Origin of the sequence: Furfurilactobacillus rossiae DSM 15814, assembly GCF_000428925.1 — a bacterium.
GTDB lineage: Bacteria > Bacillota > Bacilli > Lactobacillales > Lactobacillaceae > Furfurilactobacillus > Furfurilactobacillus rossiae.
This window is the reverse complement of record NZ_AUAW01000008.1, coordinates 13,640-31,970: the sequence shown is the minus strand read 5'-3', so window position 1 is coordinate 31,970 and position 18,331 is coordinate 13,640. Positions and strand designations below refer to the sequence as shown.

Here is an 18,331-nt window from a genome sequence, read left to right as displayed (position 1 = left end):
TATTGTATTTTAATATCAAATGGTTATACTCAATTATAAATTACTGGTAATTAATAATCAAAAAGAAAGTTGGCAATAATATGAAAGCAGCAGTTGTAAATGATTTTAAAGAGGCACCAAAAGTTAGTGTAATCGAGACGCCGAAGCCAGCCGCAAACGAGCAGACGGTTCATGTGCTGGCTGCCGCAGTGTATCCCCGTGTACGCTCACAAGCAAATGGCACACATTACACAAGCACTGGCGAATTACCATTTGTACCAGGACTAGATGGTGTTGGGCAAACGGAGGCGGGCCAGACAGGTTACTTTATCACGTCAAATGCCAAATATGGCGCGCTGGCCGAGCAAGCGGTGATTGATCACCACCGTTTTATTCCCTTGGACAATGGTATTGATGCAGCAAGAGTTGCCGCGGGAATGAATCCAGCAATGTCCGCTTGGATGTCAATTAAGGTTCGTGTGGGAGAGTTGACGGGCAAGAAAGTCATGGTTTTAGGCGCAACCGGAGCAGCTGGTCAGATGGCCGTTCAAATTAGTCATTATCTTGGTGCCAGCGAAGTTATTGGTGTGGGCCGTAATCAAACAAAACTGGCAGCATTATCTGAACTAGGCGCAACACAGACGATTTCGCTTCGAGATGATCAGGAATCATTAAGAGTTGCGTTTACAGCAGCTGCCGACGTGGATGTTGTGTTGGATTACTTATGGGGCACCGCAGCATCCACAGCGATGAAAGTGATGTTACCAGCTCGCCAGAACCACAGTCAACAATTGCTATGGATTGAAATTGGCAGTATGAGCGGCGCCGATATGGTGCTCCCAAGTGCAGCACTCAGATCCGTAAACTTGAATTTAGTTGGTAGTGGTCAAGGTAGCATTAATGCTAGACAATATTTAGCGGAACTGCCCGAATTGGCGCAGTTAATCAGCGTTGGTCAATTCAAGATTGCTTCGACGACGATGCCATTAACAGAGTTAAATGAAACCAATTGGAATGATGTCACAAAACGCGTTGTTTATACGATGAATTAGTTTTTTGAATGGTTAGCAATAGTGCTATTTACTTGATATTTGATTAGAAAGGTCAGTGTGTTGCCTTCTTTGTCTTATATGATGTGTTAAAAGTTATAGCGATATTTTCAAGATACATTCCTGCGTAAATGTAGTGTAGTCAGGCAGAAACAGAGTTCCGTGAAGGTAATACTTAATGGTATGGTCTTGACCATTTAGTATTACAGGACGAGCTTGAAGACGATGGTTTTGCGACTTCAAGTCGAGGGCGAAGACCGTGTACTTCGGGCTGAGACCGGTCCCATGGAACGGCGTTTCAGCCTGACGAAACGACAGTTTAATTCGTTTGCAAAACACATATCTGAAGAATAGACGAAGAGAATGTCACATCAACGCTGGTGTGGCATTTTTTATCGTGCAAAGCTGGCATCACCACTTAATTGACACACTGAAGATAAACAGCTATATTGACCTTTGTAAAGCTAGGTTAAACGTTTACCTAAAAAGGAGATTTCTTCATGAAAACTTTTGATAGCAGTTGGTTTCGACTCGATGATAAGGTGGCAATCGTGACTGGTGGTGCTTCAGGACTAGGCGCATTTTATACGCAAGCGTTACTCAAGTCTGGTGCCAAGGTACTGGTTGTTAGCCGCTCACAAAAGGGCTGGCCAGAACTTAAAAATTTTGCCACTGATAATCAGGCGGATATTGCGTTCATTCAGTGTGATATTACTGAGACTGATGCCCCGCAACGAATCATGGACGCTGTTCAATCTACGTTTGGTCAATTCGACATTTTGATTAATAATGCTGGCCTACAGCGACGTGCTACCTGGGACAAATTCACGGACGAAGATTGGCGCGCCGTGATTGATGTGAACTTAAACGCTCTCTATTACTTGTCACACGCGGCGGCTAAACAGATGGCCCCGCAACATCATGGCAAGATTATTAACGTCGCATCTATGCAATCGTTTAGAGCGGGTAAGTTTATTTTTCCGTATACCGCTAGCAAACACGGTGTTGTTGGTTTGACCAAGGCGTATGCCGATGCGCTCGCACCCGATAACATTCAGGTTAATGCCATTGCCCCTGGCTACATCGATACGCCAATGACGAAAGCACTACAGGACGACCCAGAACGGAACACAGAAATTTTAGCGCACATTCCAGCTGGTCACTGGGCGGATCCGCGGGAGTTAATGGGAACCATCGTGTTTCTCGCCAGTGAAGCATCTAACTACATTACTGGTGCGACGATTCCAGTCGACGGTGGGTATCTCTTGCGATAGAAAGGAAGACTTTATGACAAAACAAGTTGTTGTACCGGAAAATTGGCAGCAGTCCGGCAAGGATTATTTAACTGAGCATGGGATGAGCCTCATTGAGGTGCCAAACGAACATGCAGACACGTTACGTCAATTAGGTGATCGTGTTGACGGCATCGTTTATATGCTTGATCCATTTACAGAGGACTTATATCCAGCATTGCCAAACCTTAAAGTAATCGCGCGACATGGCGTTGGTTACGACAATATTGATCCGCAGGTAGCTACAAAGCATGGTGTATATGTCACTATTACGCCGCAAGCGAACGCATCGACGGTGGCCGAAACAACCTTAGCGGATATTTTGGCCGTATCGAAGAACCTGTTTCAGGATTCTCAACATATGCGCCATGGCGACTTTAATTATCCGCAAACGCACCGTGGCTTTGACTTGGAAGGCAAGACACTGGGAATATTTGGATTTGGTCGGATCGGTCAGCTCGTGGCACAAAAGGCGAGTGCTTTGGGGATGACAATTTTGTATACCAATCCGCACCCACGTAAAACAATGTTTGCTAAGCAAGTCAACTTTGATGAACTATTGCAAAAATCTGATATCGTGACTTTACATGCGGCTGTGACGTCTGATACACGCAAAATCATGAACCGCGAGGCGTTTGCTAAGATGAAACCTGGGTCCGCCTTAATCAACTTAGGCCGTGGCGCATTGGTTGATGAAACAGCGCTGATCGATGCCTTAGATTCCAAACGGTTACGTGCGGCTGCTCTCGACGTTTTTGACGAGGAGCCATTGCCGTTATCTAGTCCATTGTATCAATTTGATAATATCTTGCTGACACCACACATTGCTTCAAACACAACAGAGTCTATGAACCGCATGGCGATTGGTGCTGCTAGTGAAGTGGTTCGTGTGTTGAACGGTAAGCAACCACAATGGGCGGTTAACACGTTACAGTGAGGAGCACCTGAAATGACGAAAAAGCCACTTACAATTAATGACATCGCGGCCCAGGCCAACGTTTCAAACGCCACGGTATCACGTTATCTAAACGGGCATTACGAAAAAATGTCTGCGGACACACGGACACGCATTCAACAGGTGATTGGCGCGACTGGCTTCCGTTTGAACCGTCAAGCACAATCGCTCAAGCGGCAGTCCAGTCATCTGATTGGGATGGTCGTCGCCGATGTTGAAAACTTATTCTCGTCACTTTTATTTAAGGGCGCGGATCAAGTTTTAGCGGCAGCGGGCTATCAAATCGTTTTGATGAATGCCGATAACAATCTCGATACAGAGCGCCAGCAGTTGCAGCGTCTACTGGCACTACAAGTTGACGGGATTATTTTGCAGCCTGTCAGTGCTACAGCTGCGCATTACGCATTTTTACAACAATCATTACCAGTCGTTGACCTCGTCGATCGTCAATTGCGAGGAACAGACTGGCCTCAAGTCACAACGGATAATTATCGTTATTCGGTTCAGCTGGCGAGGGCGGTTGCCGGCCACGGTTACGATCAACTAGTTGTTGTGACGCCGCCATTGGGTGATAACACAGCTCGTGATGAGCGTTATCGGGCAGTTACTGACCTTTGCGAGCGACAGACGTTTATCCAACCGCTGCAAACACTCATTGTTCAGCCAGAGACCCCAAACACGAAGTTGTATCAACAACTTCATACGACTCTGAAAAACCGTGCTGGTCACACAGCTTTGTACGTGCTTCAGGGTCACTTACTACTCCAAGTGATGACAGTGTTGGCGGAGAATCAGATTAAAATTCCTGATCAGGTGGGGCTAGTGGCCTATGATGATTGGTCATTGTCACAGCTGATGCAACCCGGCATTACCACAATTCAACAACGGCCACGAGCGATGGGGCAGCGGGTCGCGACAAACGTTCTCCGTCAGCTGGCAGGCCAGACCGTTGAACCACTAACGATGATCGACAGTACACTTCATGAACGCGACTCTCTGAGCATGTTTGCCAAAAACCGACCACTCACGTAGCAAAACTGACCGCTCATTCAAATACTATTTCATTTATTATCGTTTCGACGTTTAATTAGTCTTGTTCATAAGGGAGGGATGTCCATTGAAAGTTCATGTTGAAATTGATCCGGAATGCAAAGAGCCGGAAGTCATTATTCGCACGGCAACCGTAAATGATGAAGTCAAACAGCTTGAACAACGTTTGGTGGGCATCCACACGAACGAAAACGCCCTTGCTTGTTTTCAAGGGAGTACACAATACTTCGTGTCACTGGATGACATTTTATTTATTGAAACCGCTGACCGGCTGCTGCAGGTACACACGGCGTTGGACATCTTCAATAACAGGCAACGATTGTATGAACTGGTGGACGAGTTACCTGGATTTTTTTTACAGGTGTCTAAATCAACCATCATCAACTTGCACTACGTCAGCGCATTGAATAAGTCACTATCCAGTTGTCTGGTTTCGTTTGCTGGGAGCCACAAAGAAGTTTATGCGTCACGTCGTTACACAAAACAACTACAGGAACGATTAAATGAAATGAGGTCATTATCATGATGAGTACGAGAGTGAAATGGGGTCGTTGGTTCTGGGGATTATTCTTTTTAATCAGCGCAGGTTTATTATTAGCGGTTAAAATGGGCTGGCTAACTTACCAGTTCGGAGCCTGGACAATTGTTGGAACGCTCATATTGGCCGCGCTAGCAATCAAGAGTATTGCTTACTTTAGCGTTAGTGGGGTCATTTTCAGTTTAGCATTTATGAGTATGCTGTATGCCAAACCACTTGGTATTACAGGGTTAGTGCCGTGGACCATTCTTGGCGTAGCGTTGTTACTCAGCATTGGTTTGTCGCTTGTGTTACAACCGTTGCGTCACCGTTTCTATCGGCGGCATGCTTACTTTATGGCAAATCGCTGGGCCAGCCACCATGGCCGAACATTTCAAGGCACAACATCAACGGAAACGGACCATGAGTCATCCGTCAATGTAAACGTTCGTTTAGGGAACGCTGTTCGCTACGTTCAGTCCGAAGATTTTAAGCAGGCCAATATTAACGTGACGATGGGCGAGGCCAAAATTTATTTCGATAAAGCTCGGATTAATGGCGACCAAGCAACGATTTTCCTCAACGGTAATATGGGTGAAGTGGACCTTTATCTTCCCCAAGACTGGAACGTGGACGTTGAGATGGATGCAACCATGATCGACATTAACGAAAAAGGCGTGAAACCGACTAAAACGGGACCTGATGTCCTGATTACTGGCGCGTTTAAAATGGGTGACATTGATATTATCTATACGGATGTTCCACAATCAGCATAAAATTGATATCGTACAAAAGTGCGCCATAACTGTTGGCTGTGCATGCCTAACAGTTGTGACGCACTTTTTGCTATGTGTTGAAGAATTGGATCGATGAAGGTAGTGAATGTTTTAAAAAAAACAAAATGACGACAATGATTTAAAAAAGTACAGTGTTTCTAATGGAAACGTTTCTCATTCATATGCAAACTATTGCTTATCCAATAGGTCGACTTAAACACTGTTGTGTCACACGATTATCCGAAAGTGAAATGGGCAAATGGTGGTTGCAAAGTTGCGTACATGTGCTTGAATTTATTGATTGCTTGAACTATTCTGAGCTTAACGAGATTTTAATTTTTAAAATTATGAATTTTTATTCTTAGGGCCAGCTACAAATGTTTCATCGACCAGTCTACGGATTTATTAGGTTAATACATCCGTATTTTATTGTCCCTGTACGTTTGGAACGTGCAAGAATATCAGCATTACATGGTCTCCATTAGTTTTCATTATTTCAAAAAGATTAATTGTGAACCGTTAAACTTATTCAATATTAATTTATTGAATAAGTCATCAAGAATAAATGATTTACATATCGGGGGCATCTGCGATGAACAAAATTCAGAAAACTATGCAACTGAAAAGCAATCAAAAACTACCAGTGACGGCGAGAGCCGCAGTTGTCTGGTGGCCGTTCGAGGTAGCTGATAGATAAAAAATTTAGGATGTTCATCCTAGACAAAGATACAGTTAGTACGCTAACAGCAGAAATTGACTTTACCAACATTAGACTTAGCGAAGCCTTATTAACTTCTGTTCAAAACAACGTCTTGTAAAAAAGAGTTAAAGAGAACTGAAAGTTTCATTAGGAGAGATAAGTCATGTTAACAAGCAAGTTTAGGCATGTGGCCGAAAAAACCATTATAAAATGTATAAAGCGGGTAAAGCTTGGGTATTTGCAAATATTATTGCCTTGAGTTTTGGTGCGGCCGTGGCGACGTCAACGACTAAACCTGTGAAAGCTGACACAAGCGACAACGCAGGGACTGAACTGCCGAGTGGTAGTTCGAGTGCACAGCAAAATAGTGCCGTGATTCAGTCATTAACGAAAGCCAGCAGCACAAGTTCATCAACCGATTCAGCCAAAACAAGTGACGCAAAATCACTTGTTTTAAGTAATTCTGACTCAAGTGCCATAACAACGGCTAGCAGCAAAGATACTAGCTCGTCAACATCGGAAACCGCGCAGTCAGAGAATACTAGTTCAACTAGCCAGAGCGCATCTCAGGTTAGCCAAACTCAGACTGCCAGCGACCCAGCCGCCGATAAGGCTTCGGCGGCTTCTTTGGCATCAAGCGGTGATACTAGCAATAGCACTGAAAGCAAAACAATCGCAGACGTTCAAACGGCATCTGCTACATCGGTTAAATCTGCTAATCAAGAAAAAGAAAAGACAAGTGCGGTTTCATCAAATGGCAATAGTCAAAGTGAAGCGGCAACCGTTGCCTCGTTACAGGCTGACGAATCTGCCAGTGCACCTCAAACAGCTCCGACTGCAGCCGTAGCCCCGACACATTTAGATACTGCTAATAGTGACCGTAAAGAAGAGGTCTCTCAAGTTGAAACAAACAGTTCAGCGATGACATTGGTGTCAGTCAGCCCTAATACGGCGGCCAGCGTGTCGGCAGTTAATAGCTTACAAGCACTGAGTTTGGTTAAACCGAGTGAGTTCGTCAAAGGTACCCAAACTCAGTATGACGAAAATGGTACCTTGATTGTTAATTTACCAGCAGGTGCATCCGCCGACGATGTTCAGCAAGTTAAGCAAGCATTAACAAATGCACATATTCAAAAAATAGAAATTAATCTTAAAGATGCGGCTACCGATGACTACGTGACTGGCCAAAATGATGCACTTAGCGTGTTTGCACAAGCATTTTGGAGCGGGGCTGGTTCGGGGACTGGACAAGCATTTTCTGATTGGACTGGCACTGCTTTGGATGCTCCTGATTTTAGTCAACAATTAGCTGAGCTAAAGGCCGCTGACACGAGTAGTGCCCAACAGACGATCAATGATCAAGTTCAAGCAATTATTACTTCTTGGGCAAATCAAATCGTTGCTAAAATCGATTGGAATTCGCTTTCCAATAGTACTGCATATAAGAGTGGAATGGGTCCCTTATCGGTCAATACTAGCGATGGCCAACGAGGATACGCAGATGTTATGAAAAGCTTCGTGAAGGGGAGCATTACCGCTGAAGCTTATTATTTGTGGCTCGTAAAAAGCACCGATAATACAAGTAATAGCTTGTACTACGGGACTCAGGGCTATAACGATGCGGGGACAGATAGCGCTGGTACTGCCCATACTCACTTTAATCAGTTGATAACCACCTTAAATAGTTTTAGTACGAATACTGCAACGGATAGCAATCTGGTTAAGGCCTATGATGGTGGGCATGCGATGGCATTAGTCTGGCTGACCGGTGATGATAGTGAAGCATCTAAACTTCAGGACGCCTTTGGAACGAATACGTCTGATAGTACCCCTGGAGTCAGTGATAATGGTGGATACGGTGTAGATAAAAGTCATGCTGTCCTCTTGAATGAAATTGGGCAGGCAGCCGGAGACTACACATTGCAAAGAATCAACAGCACTTTACCTACTTTAGGGAAAGGTGTCTCTAGCGTTTCTTTTGTAACTTTTGACACGGTTAAAACTGCGTTCATGAATGCTGACAACTTTCCTTCATCTGCATACGGGAATGTTCCAGCAAGTTTTAATAATCTGACTAAACTTGAACAATCATTGGCTACTACGACTTTACGGGCCTACTACGATGAGTGGGAGAACATTGTTAATACTGCATTTAAACAGGCAACTACCGATGCCTTGAAGGGTTCGGCGCTGGCCTTAAATTATGCGACGACACCCGTTGCTAAAAACATAACTTACTCTAGTGATTATAATGCTACCCAACAGAAAATTTACCGTTATGCATATCGATATGCTAAGGCCTATTTATCAGGGTATGAAGCTAAAACGGATGGAGATTTTCCTACATCTCACTTTGGTAATGGTAACACGCCCTTAGGGAGTACTAATGCTGGCACTACAGACGGTGTCTGGTCTCCTTTGGACCTAGCGATTTATTCGGTTTTAACAGGCAAACCATATAGTTATAGCATTGCTGCTAACGGAATCAATACAGAGAATGGTGGAAAGCAGGATGCTGTTGTTGGCAGTGATTTTCAATCTGAAGGTTATTCAGCAACTAATGCTGATTGGATTGCGACTGCTGCCCAAAATGACATGTACCAGTTGGCCTTGAATGTGGCCAATCAGGCGAAAACGGACTTTTTGTCCGACATTCAGTTGGCAATTAATAATAAAGATTTAACGAAATTAGAGAGTGCGACTGCCTTTTTGCCAAGCGCTACCAATCATGGGGCACTGTCTGGCAGTCAATATATCTATTACTCTCAGCATTCTTACGTCTATTACAAAGTTTTTAGTGCACTTTACAATAGTTATTTCACCAATACCGATGGTACGCCAAATAATATCATTGAAAATGCGATTAAAGATGCCGACGCTTACGTCATAAAAAGTGGTGATTCTCATAATGGTCATCCAGTTGCACAAAGTTTAGCTGATGCCGAAAAAGCAACACCGTCCTTGGTTGCTAAAGTTAATGACAATAACATCACCTTAAATGGAGACGTGACTTATACAGCCCCTTATTCAGAAACAACTGACTCAACTGGTAAAACCACGCCCGTATCAGGAGTTACTACGGTGACCCCAGCCGCTGAAACAACGATTAAGAGCAGTGACTTGAGTGCCGCCAATACCGCCAATGCTCAGCAAGTTATTCAAAATGCGATTAACTATGCTTATGTACATGAGGAATCAGTCGCAATTCCGGCTTATGAAGCTGGGTATGCTGCGGTTCAAAAACATTTGAATGTGACCCCAGCGACTGCTGATCAAGCGGTTGTCGATACCCCAAACAGCACCTATCAATTTGAAAACAAGAGCAGTGTTACTGATACCATTACTCCCGTCCTAACAACGACTAATCCCGATGGATCCACCGTTTGGACTGCTAATTATAGTAATGCTGACGGTACGACAACGGTTGTCACGATTAACCGAGCTGCCAATTCAACGGACCCTAAACTTGGCGCCATTGCGACGATGGAGTTGGTTGTTAGAGGGACTAGTAATCCCAGTGGGTCTGACAGCGGGGCGGTTGTCCCAGCTACAGTTACACTCGACTCTGGTGCTTCAGTCAGCGGAGTGCAAGTTAAATACGACAGTTTACAGTTAAATAGCAACATTGCCCTAGATACGGCTAACCCTAAATATACCGATGTCACAATTGCTGACAACGGTGATGGAACGCTTGGTTATACGTTTGTGCGGGATGCTCAAAGTGAAGTTACAACGAAGAGTACTGGTACCAAAGTAACTACAGACGGGACTGAAACTGGAAATGTTTACCAAGCCGGTTGGAATTATCGAAAATCATTTGTAAGCGAAATCACCCTAAAACAGCAGACGGCTGATACCGATTACCGAAATGCAAAGGGGAACACTGATAATTCACTGACGAATCAACAAATTTATGCCGGCTTCTTTGAGAATAATGATCAAAATGGCAATCCAATCGCTAACGATAATGCCACTAGCTCACTGGAAATTGATCCGGTCACTGATGCCGATGGTGTTGTCGACAAAACGACTAATGTGAAGACTGCCTACGGGCAATTTAAGCAAGAAAAGATTACTAATCTCGACGGCTCATATGTCAATGTAACCCTAAATACCGATGGCAGTGTTAACTACCAGGTCTATGATACAAAGGGCAAGGAATCGGCCAAGAACGCTGAAGGCACGCTTGCTGCTAACGATTATTCACCTATCATAGTTACAAATCAAGATGCTGGTCCTAACGACCTCAACTCATCTTATGTCAAGATTACAAGGAGTTTGAATGACGCAATCACCGTGCACGAAATTGGCGTTCAAGCTAAGATGATTAATAATTTGGATGTTGTCAATAACGGGACGACTGCTACGGCGACTGTTTCAATGGGGGCAAACGTTGAACCGTCGATGACATCGACCACGATTGTGACGCCGGTAAGTGCGCTGCATCAAGGGGTGCTCTTTACCAAAGACACGGTTGATCCAAAGTTTGGCGGCATTGGTATTAACAGTGTCTACGATAATAAGAAGGATGCTCAAGGCAATCCTTTACCCAACACAAAAGGTTTGACCTATCAAGGGACTGTCAATGGTGCAAGTGTTGATTCAACAACGACGCCAAGTACACCAGCTTATTACGGTGAACCGGAAAACACGACGACCACCATTCAGTATTTGGCTACTAACGCTTCAAATTCGAAGACAGGTACGACGGCGACAATTGATGTCACTGGGTCGACTCCCAAAGTCGTGATTACCCTAGGGACGATGACTGATCCGGTTTCTGGCAAAACAGTGGTAAAGTCTTCATCTGAATTCGATCCTGCTAAGACGGCTGATAGCAACAGTGGTACGTCGGTCTTTGATTGGTTAAAGAGCGATGGAACGTTGAGTGTCACTAACTTGCCAACTGGTTGGGCATACGACGATGGGACTAAGACGTTGACTTACACGCCAACTACTGACGCCGATAAAGCTGCTTTGATAAAGGCAATCACGGATACTAAGGACGGCAAGTACTCGATTAATTGGTCTAATTCAAGTAATCACACGGGTCCGGCGTTAATTGATCAGTACAATGATGTCATGAACATTCAGGTCGATGCTACTCTCAAGAGTCAAGCCACGATTCCACAAACGATTGATACATCGGATTCAAAACAAGTTAATGCCGATCATCAGTATACTTTCACGAATGCGGCTATTGTTGGCGCAACCAAGTCGAGTGATCCTAACGGCTTGGTTACTGACTACATTGAAAAGTGGGCTAAGTCTGACGGTACCGATTCAAAGACGTACACCGGTGCGATTAATGGAATGCCTCTACCCAAAGGTGTCAGTGCTGTTACGTTGAAAGCTAATGGGGATGTTGTCGTTACTTTTGACCCAGAGGCTGCCACCAGTAACTACAATGCTCAAACTAAGAAAAATGACATTAAATTAGTGCTACCATTTACGGTTGATTCGACTGGCAAATATGTGCCAGCCAGTGCTGATACTACCGATCCAATGGCGGGGTTAACGCTTGACATGACAATGCAAGCTGACGTCAAAGTGTCATATAAACCGGCTGCTGGTGGTGCTAATACAACCGTCACCCAAAATGGTCAGTCCACTAATGTCGACTATGCGGCTACTACTGCCGATCTTCAAACACCGAATACCCAGACAGGCATGGCTTTGGGCAGTGAGTATTCCGCAACAGTTCCCGCCACCATTGCGGCCGATAAGACAGCTAACTTTGATGGGGCGACTTACAAACTAATTAACGGAACAGCAACTAACGACCCAACTGGTGTCAATATCGATAACGCCACCGTTGAGTTTGGGACAAATGACAAGACCTATCTGTACGCCAAAACGGTCGGGGTTATTCAAGGCGTGACGCCAAACAAGCCAACGGTTACTGTCAACAAGACGGCCACGGTTGCTGATGGTGTGACTGAAACCATTGATCTAAGCAAAGAAGCTTCAGATTATGACTGGAATACGGTTACGTTTACACCTGACGCCAATACTTCGACGAAGTATGATGTTAAGGCGGTTGTGAACAAAGCTGCCAAAACGGTCACCGTCACCTTTACACCAAAAACACGGGCTGATGATCTGGACTTCATGGCTGATGCTTATCAAGATGGGCTGCCATTAAACGGCTGGTTAACTGATCAAAAAACGGTCACTGGCAGTACGACTCCAGTTTTAAACAATGCCTTATATGTTGAAACAAAAGCCGAACCTGCTTTAGAGAATTACACGAAAGCGGCCACGATTGATGTGTCCAAGAGTGGTTCTGGCTATGATGCGACCGCGCACACTTACACATTTGATGTGCCAGCGAGTGCTTTGAGCACGCAAGAATTAACGTTGCTAGCTCAAGGCCAGACGCTGGTTTTGACGAACAATTCTTCAATGACTGATGTTAAAAAGGGGTACTCGTTATATAGCTCTGACAATTGGGGTAGCGTTAAGTCTATGGCAATCTCCTTGAACGCTGATGGGACCGCTCATGTCGTGGCGACATTGGATACGAGTTCGACACCGGACAGCAGTTTGCAAAATGGTGCGATTTTGATTGCTGGTGCCAGCACTGATTCACCAGCTGATTCTGGGATTTACTTAGCTTTGACGTTGACCAATGACTTGACGCAAGACAGTACTGGGTTACCTGCAAACGTAACGAAGCCAACCTACACGGATATTGATGGCAAGGCATTGAAGAGTACTGATAGCCTCACTTCAAAGGCAGTTGCGGGATACGCTATTACGAGTGTAACCTTTAATGGCACGCCTGTTCCATCCTCTGAGTTAACAAACAATGCCGATGGTACGACAACTTATAGCGCTACTCATGGTTGGGGTAGCAATAGCGGCGTAACGACGGCGGATAAGCTAGTGTGGAATTATGCGCCAGCCAAAGTGGCTGCTACGATTGGGACGCAATCCAAGTTTTATGGGATGGCGGATCCAACAACACCGTATACTGTGACAGGTTTGTCATCATGGTTGAAAGCCCCTAAAACAGGGTGGCAAGCTGATGACTTTACAAGAAGTTACGCTAAAACGAATACCGCCAAAGATCCGCTCAAAGATCCTGTGGGTGACTATACTGTTACCCTTAGTGACCAGGGAATTAAAGATTTGCAGGCTGCTAACCCGGACTACACGATTACTGATGCTGCTGGCAAGTCGACTGTTGATAAGATTGTGGCTGGTAAGTTAACAATTAAGCCAGCGCCAATCAAGTCAACGACTAAGAACGCAACACGAGTTTATAATGGTAAATCAGTTGCTGATGACAACACTAATTCGGACGGCACAGCTTATGTACCAACCTACTTCTTTAACCCAACAGATTCGACTAAATCAACAACGGTACCAGCTGATTTGAAGTTGACTGATCCGCAAGACTATAGCTATTTCTTAGCTGACGGCACAACGCCAATTGCGGCTAGTGACGCTAAGAATGTTGGAACGTATGTTTGGAAGCTGAGCGCTACTGGTAAAAAAGCACTTTATCAACGACTGGGCAATGCAGATGGTGAAAATCTAGATTTGGACTTCTTGTTGTCTGATGACTCGCTAGATAGTGGTGAATATACAATTACCGCTGATCCATTAGACGTTTCCGTTAATGATGGCTCTCGTGCTTATAATGGCAATGATATTGGTACGGATGATTCAAGCGCTGACAAGAAGGACTTCACCAAAATCACTTTTAAAAACAAGAAGGGTGATTTGACGCAGATTCCTGACTCAATTTCATTGGACCCCAAAACTGATTTCACCTATAAGAATGCCAAGGGAGAAGTAATTCCTTACAGCTCAGTCAAGGATGCTGGCACATATACTTGGACAGTGAACGATGCAGGCAAGGCTGCCATTGCAGCGCACTTCGGTGAAGTTAAGGATGCAAATGGTAAGGTAACCCAGCAAGCTGATTTTTCTATTGATGACAGTCAATTAACTGGAAGTTACACGATTACGCCGGTTGCGATTACTATTGGTGCGCCAACGTTGGAAAAGACGTATGACGGGAATGCTTATACCGGAACTGACGATGTTGCGAAAATTACTGGTCAACCGGCAAACGGGACGGCATTGAAGTACACAATGACTGACATCAGTAATGACAAAAATGTCGGCACTTACACGATATCTATTATGGCTACCGGGAGTGATAATCCGGATTACACAATCACGGTTACGGCTGGTTCGCTGAAGATTGACCCACGGACTTCGACAACGACACCGCCAAGTACACCGACGAATCCGGGGAATCCTAATAAACCCAGTGGCAATCAGCCTCAGACGCCTAATGCACCGCAACGTCCTTCGGCAACGCCGAACCATTCGGAACAAACACCTACACAAACAGCTGTACCGACGATTCCAGCTAAAACTGAATCACGTTCACAAACGCCGACGCCCAGTTTTTCAACTGAAACTAAATTTACGCACACAAGTGTTACTACTGAAGTGACACCTGCACAAACAAGTGCATTAACTAAAGTTGCACCCGGACAAGCGGCAACTTTGAGTGTTCCACGTGTAACAATGACAATCAATACACGCCGTACCACTGTGCCGTTTATTGCTCAAACAGTAAGAGAGTTGGCTGCACCAATTGTTGCAGCTCATAAAACGATACGAAGGGCACCTTCAAAAGAGAATGCTTTGCCAAATACTGGTGAGCAAAATTCGAATGTAACGTTGATTATTGGCATTAGTCTCTTCACTAATTGCTTAATATTTGCGGCTGTTCGCAAACTTAGACGTGAGCGTAACTAAAGCCTGTGGAATGTTTTATTAGCGAACTGCATTTAGACATGAACGACGATTCTTAAAAATTTAAGAATCGTCGTTTTATTTTGTCAATTTTACCTCGTCACTGGGAGAACCATCTTTAAATGTTCAAAAATGTAACTTAAATAGGGACTAATTGAGCAATCTATTGAAAAAAGGTTTGATTGGCTAAAAAAGATAACAGAAGATGATACTAATAGTTTAGTAATCGCTTACAAAAATCGCTATACAAACGCCAATTGCAGTGCTAAAATTTATTACTGTAAAGAGTATGAAAATTAAATCACAAGGGGTGCATTACATAATGAACAAATTAGGTATGAAGGCAGCTACTGTTGCTGCAGCATTAACCATGGGCAGTTCATTAGTAGTATTACCATCAGGAACTGCTAAGGCTAGTTCAAATAATAACCAAGTTGTCATCAAACAATTGGATGGCAGTCCTCACAACAACGAATCATTTGGTGTTACGACTGTTGCCATGAAAGGTAAGAAGATCTTGGCTGCTAAGGTTGATGAATTCCAATTCATCAAGACATCACAGTCGAAGGGCTTTACCAGTGTTCCTAACAGTGACAAAAAGTTTGGCCAAGAAGGTTACAAGAAGGGCGAAACTTTAATTTCCAAAGCTAACAACGACAAAGCATACTCTGCACTGATGAAGAATATTGCTCATTCAACTAAGGGCCGTGAAGAATCTTTGACTGCCATTGAGAACTATGTCAAGGGCAAGACCGCTAGTCAACTTTACGCTGCTGCTAAGAAGAACAAGGCAATGCAGAAGAAGGTTATCTCTGGTGCTACTTTAACCAGCACGAACGGTTACGTTAAGGCTATCGCTGATGCGGCTACCAAAGGTTACACCACTAAGGGATCCAAAGTTTCTGGTGATAATGTTGTGCTGAAGCAAACTAATGGTGCCCCACATGGTAATGAATCATTTGCTGTTACGACAGTTGCCATGAGTGGTGACAAAGTTGCTGCTTCAAGCATTGACGAATTCCAGTTCATTAACACAAAGCAAAACAAGGGCTACAAGGGTGTTCCAAACAGTTACTCCAAGTTTGGTAAAGAAGGTTACAAGAGTAACGAAATCTTGATTTCCAAGCAAGCCAACGACAAGAAGTACTCTGCTTTGATGAAGAAACTTGCTAAGTCTAAGCAAGGTCGTATGCAATCAATCAACGCCATCAACAAGTGGGCTGCTGGTAAGACTGCTGCACAAATCACGACTCAAGCTAACAAGACCGTAAGCAAGAAGAGTAACCTTGTTTCAGGTGCTACGTTAGTTGACTCTAACAACTACTTGAAGTCAATCGCTACTACTGCAACTTCCAATCAATAATTGAATCATTTTAAAAAGCTTCCACCATCTATGGTGGAGGCTTTTTTGTGCCAACGAGGCTTAGACGCAGGGCCGAAAATGTGATAACCTAGAACAACTTATACAACACTATATAAAGCTGTGGCATGAACATTTTTATGACGCGGCTTTTTCTTAAAGACGAGAGGATATTAATGTTAACAGTAAACAACGTCAGCATGCAGTTCGGCACACGAAAGCTGTATGAAGATATCAACCTTAAATTCACCGCGGGTAATTGTTACGGTGTAATTGGGGCAAACGGTGCAGGGAAATCGACCTTCCTAAAGATTATTGAAGGTAAATTAAAGCCAACGACTGGAACTGTTTCACTCGGACCCAACGAACGGATGTCCAGTTTGAACCAGAACCATTTTGCCTTCGAAGATGAAGAAGTTTTGAACACGGTCATTCAAGGCCACGCTAAGTTGTATGCCATTATGCAAGAAAAGGACGCCTTATATGCTAAGCCGGACTTCAGTGATGAAGATGGTATGCGCGCTGCTGAATTAGAAGGCGACTTTGCTGAAATGGACGGTTGGAATGCCGAGGCCGAAGCCAGCCAGATGTTGCAAGCGCTTGGCATTGATGAATCCATGCACCACATGAAAATGAGCGAATTGACTGAGCCACAAAAGGTGAAAGTGTTACTTGGTCAGGCGTTGTTTGGCAATCCCGACATTCTGCTGTTGGACGAACCGACAAACGGACTGGATGTTCAATCCATCGCCTGGTTGGAAAATTTCTTGGCTGACTACGATAACACCGTGATTGTGGTTTCACATGACCGGCATTTCTTGAATCAAGTTTGTACCCATATCTGTGATGTCGATTTTGGCAAGATTACGCTCTTTGTGGGAAACTATGATTTCTGGATGGAAAGTAGTGAATTGGCTGCCAAACTGAAGTCTAGTGCCAACCAGAAAAAAGAGGAACAGATTAAGGAACTGCAAGACTTCATTGCCCGGTTTAGTGCCAATGCGTCGAAGTCTAAACAGGCGACTTCGCGTAAGAAGCAGTTGGACAAGATTACGCTTGATGACATTAAGCCGTCAACACGGAAATACCCGTTTATTCAGTTCACGCCAGAACGTGAACTTGGGAACGATTTACTGCGTGTTGAGGATGTTTCGAAAACCATCGAAGGTGTGAAGATTCTTGATAACATTACGTTCACACTGCGTCCTGGAGATAAAACGGTATTGATCAGCCGTAATGAACTGGCGACGACAACTTTGATGCAAATTATTTCCGGGGAAATGAAACCTGATACGGGCACGGTCACTTGGGGACAAACGGTTAAGAAAACGTACTTGCCACGTGATATTAATAGCGAGTTCACGGACTCTGATTTGACTGTCATTGACTGGCTTCGGCAGTATGCGCCGAAGGGTGAGGATGACAACACATTCTTACGCGGGTTCCTTGGTAAGATGTTATTCTCCGGCGAGGATGTCATGCGCCAGGTGAGTGTCATGTCCGGTGGTGAAAAGGTCCGTTCAATGCTGTCCAAGATGATGCTGAGTAAGGCGAACGTCTTATTGATGGATGATCCAACTAACCACTTGGACTTGGAATCAATCACGGCATTGAACAACAGTCTGATTGATTTTAAGGGTTCTATTGTGTTTACGTCACATGACCATGAGTTCATTCAAACGATTGCAGATCACATCATTGAAGTGACCAGCAAAGGACTAGTTGAACGATTCGACACGAAGTACGATGACTTTTTGGAACATGAAGTTGTTCAAAAACAGGTTCATGATTTGTACGACTAGAAGTTTTATGTCTACTCAGGCGTTTGAGGGATAGCCTTGCTTGCCGCCTTCGGCTGATATTTGCGTGCCA

The 18,331-nt window shown here is 44.3% G+C and carries 9 protein-coding genes and 1 pseudogene; all 10 read left to right on the top strand.

Annotated elements, in window-relative coordinates; all coding sequences use genetic code 11:
• The first annotated feature begins 80 nt into the window (after positions 1-80).
• The 10 genes and pseudogenes from G400_RS0106550 (at position 81) to G400_RS0106505 (ending at position 18,261) form a co-directional block, all read left to right on the top strand.
• Complete coding sequence (locus G400_RS0106550) at positions 81-1,031, top strand: quinone oxidoreductase family protein (protein WP_017261302.1); 951 nt, start codon at positions 81-83, stop codon at positions 1,029-1,031.
• 497 nt (positions 1,032-1,528) lie between these two features.
• Positions 1,529-2,302 carry a glucose 1-dehydrogenase gene (locus G400_RS0106545; RefSeq protein WP_017261301.1) on the top strand — a complete coding sequence of 258 codons (774 nt, stop codon included), beginning with the start codon at positions 1,529-1,531 and terminating at the stop codon, positions 2,300-2,302.
• Between the two features lie 13 nt (positions 2,303-2,315).
• On the top strand, positions 2,316-3,257 hold the full coding sequence (locus G400_RS0106540) for a phosphoglycerate dehydrogenase (protein ID WP_017261300.1): 942 nt from the start codon (positions 2,316-2,318) through the stop codon (positions 3,255-3,257).
• Between the two features lie 12 nt (positions 3,258-3,269).
• Positions 3,270-4,307 (top strand): LacI family DNA-binding transcriptional regulator, encoded by a 1,038-nt coding sequence (locus G400_RS0106535; RefSeq protein ID WP_017261299.1) that lies wholly within the window; start codon positions 3,270-3,272, stop codon positions 4,305-4,307.
• Between the two features lie 85 nt (positions 4,308-4,392).
• Entirely contained in the window at positions 4,393-4,851 is a 459-nt protein-coding gene (locus G400_RS0106530; RefSeq protein WP_017261298.1) for a LytTR family DNA-binding domain-containing protein, read from the top strand.
• A complete protein-coding gene (locus G400_RS0106525; RefSeq protein WP_017261297.1) occupies positions 4,848-5,618 on the top strand; it encodes a LiaF transmembrane domain-containing protein in 771 nt (256 codons plus the stop codon). The genes G400_RS0106530 and G400_RS0106525 overlap by 4 nt, the downstream gene beginning before the upstream one ends.
• Positions 5,619-6,519: 901 nt before the next feature.
• Positions 6,520-6,618, top strand: a pseudogene (locus G400_RS16610) (KxYKxGKxW signal peptide domain-containing protein); the annotation flags it as partial.
• Positions 6,619-7,239: 621 nt separating this feature from the next.
• Positions 7,240-15,102, top strand: coding sequence for an MBG domain-containing protein (locus tag G400_RS0106515; protein ID WP_318238955.1), 7,863 nt, complete (start codon positions 7,240-7,242; stop codon positions 15,100-15,102).
• Positions 15,103-15,421: 319 nt separating this feature from the next.
• Positions 15,422-16,462, top strand: a complete 1,041-nt coding sequence (locus G400_RS0106510) for a hypothetical protein (RefSeq protein WP_017261294.1) — start codon at positions 15,422-15,424, stop codon at positions 16,460-16,462.
• Positions 16,463-16,635: 173 nt separating this feature from the next.
• Entirely contained in the window at positions 16,636-18,261 is a 1,626-nt protein-coding gene (locus tag G400_RS0106505) for an ABC-F family ATP-binding cassette domain-containing protein (RefSeq protein ID WP_017261293.1), read from the top strand.
• The last annotated feature ends 70 nt before the right edge of the window (positions 18,262-18,331 follow it).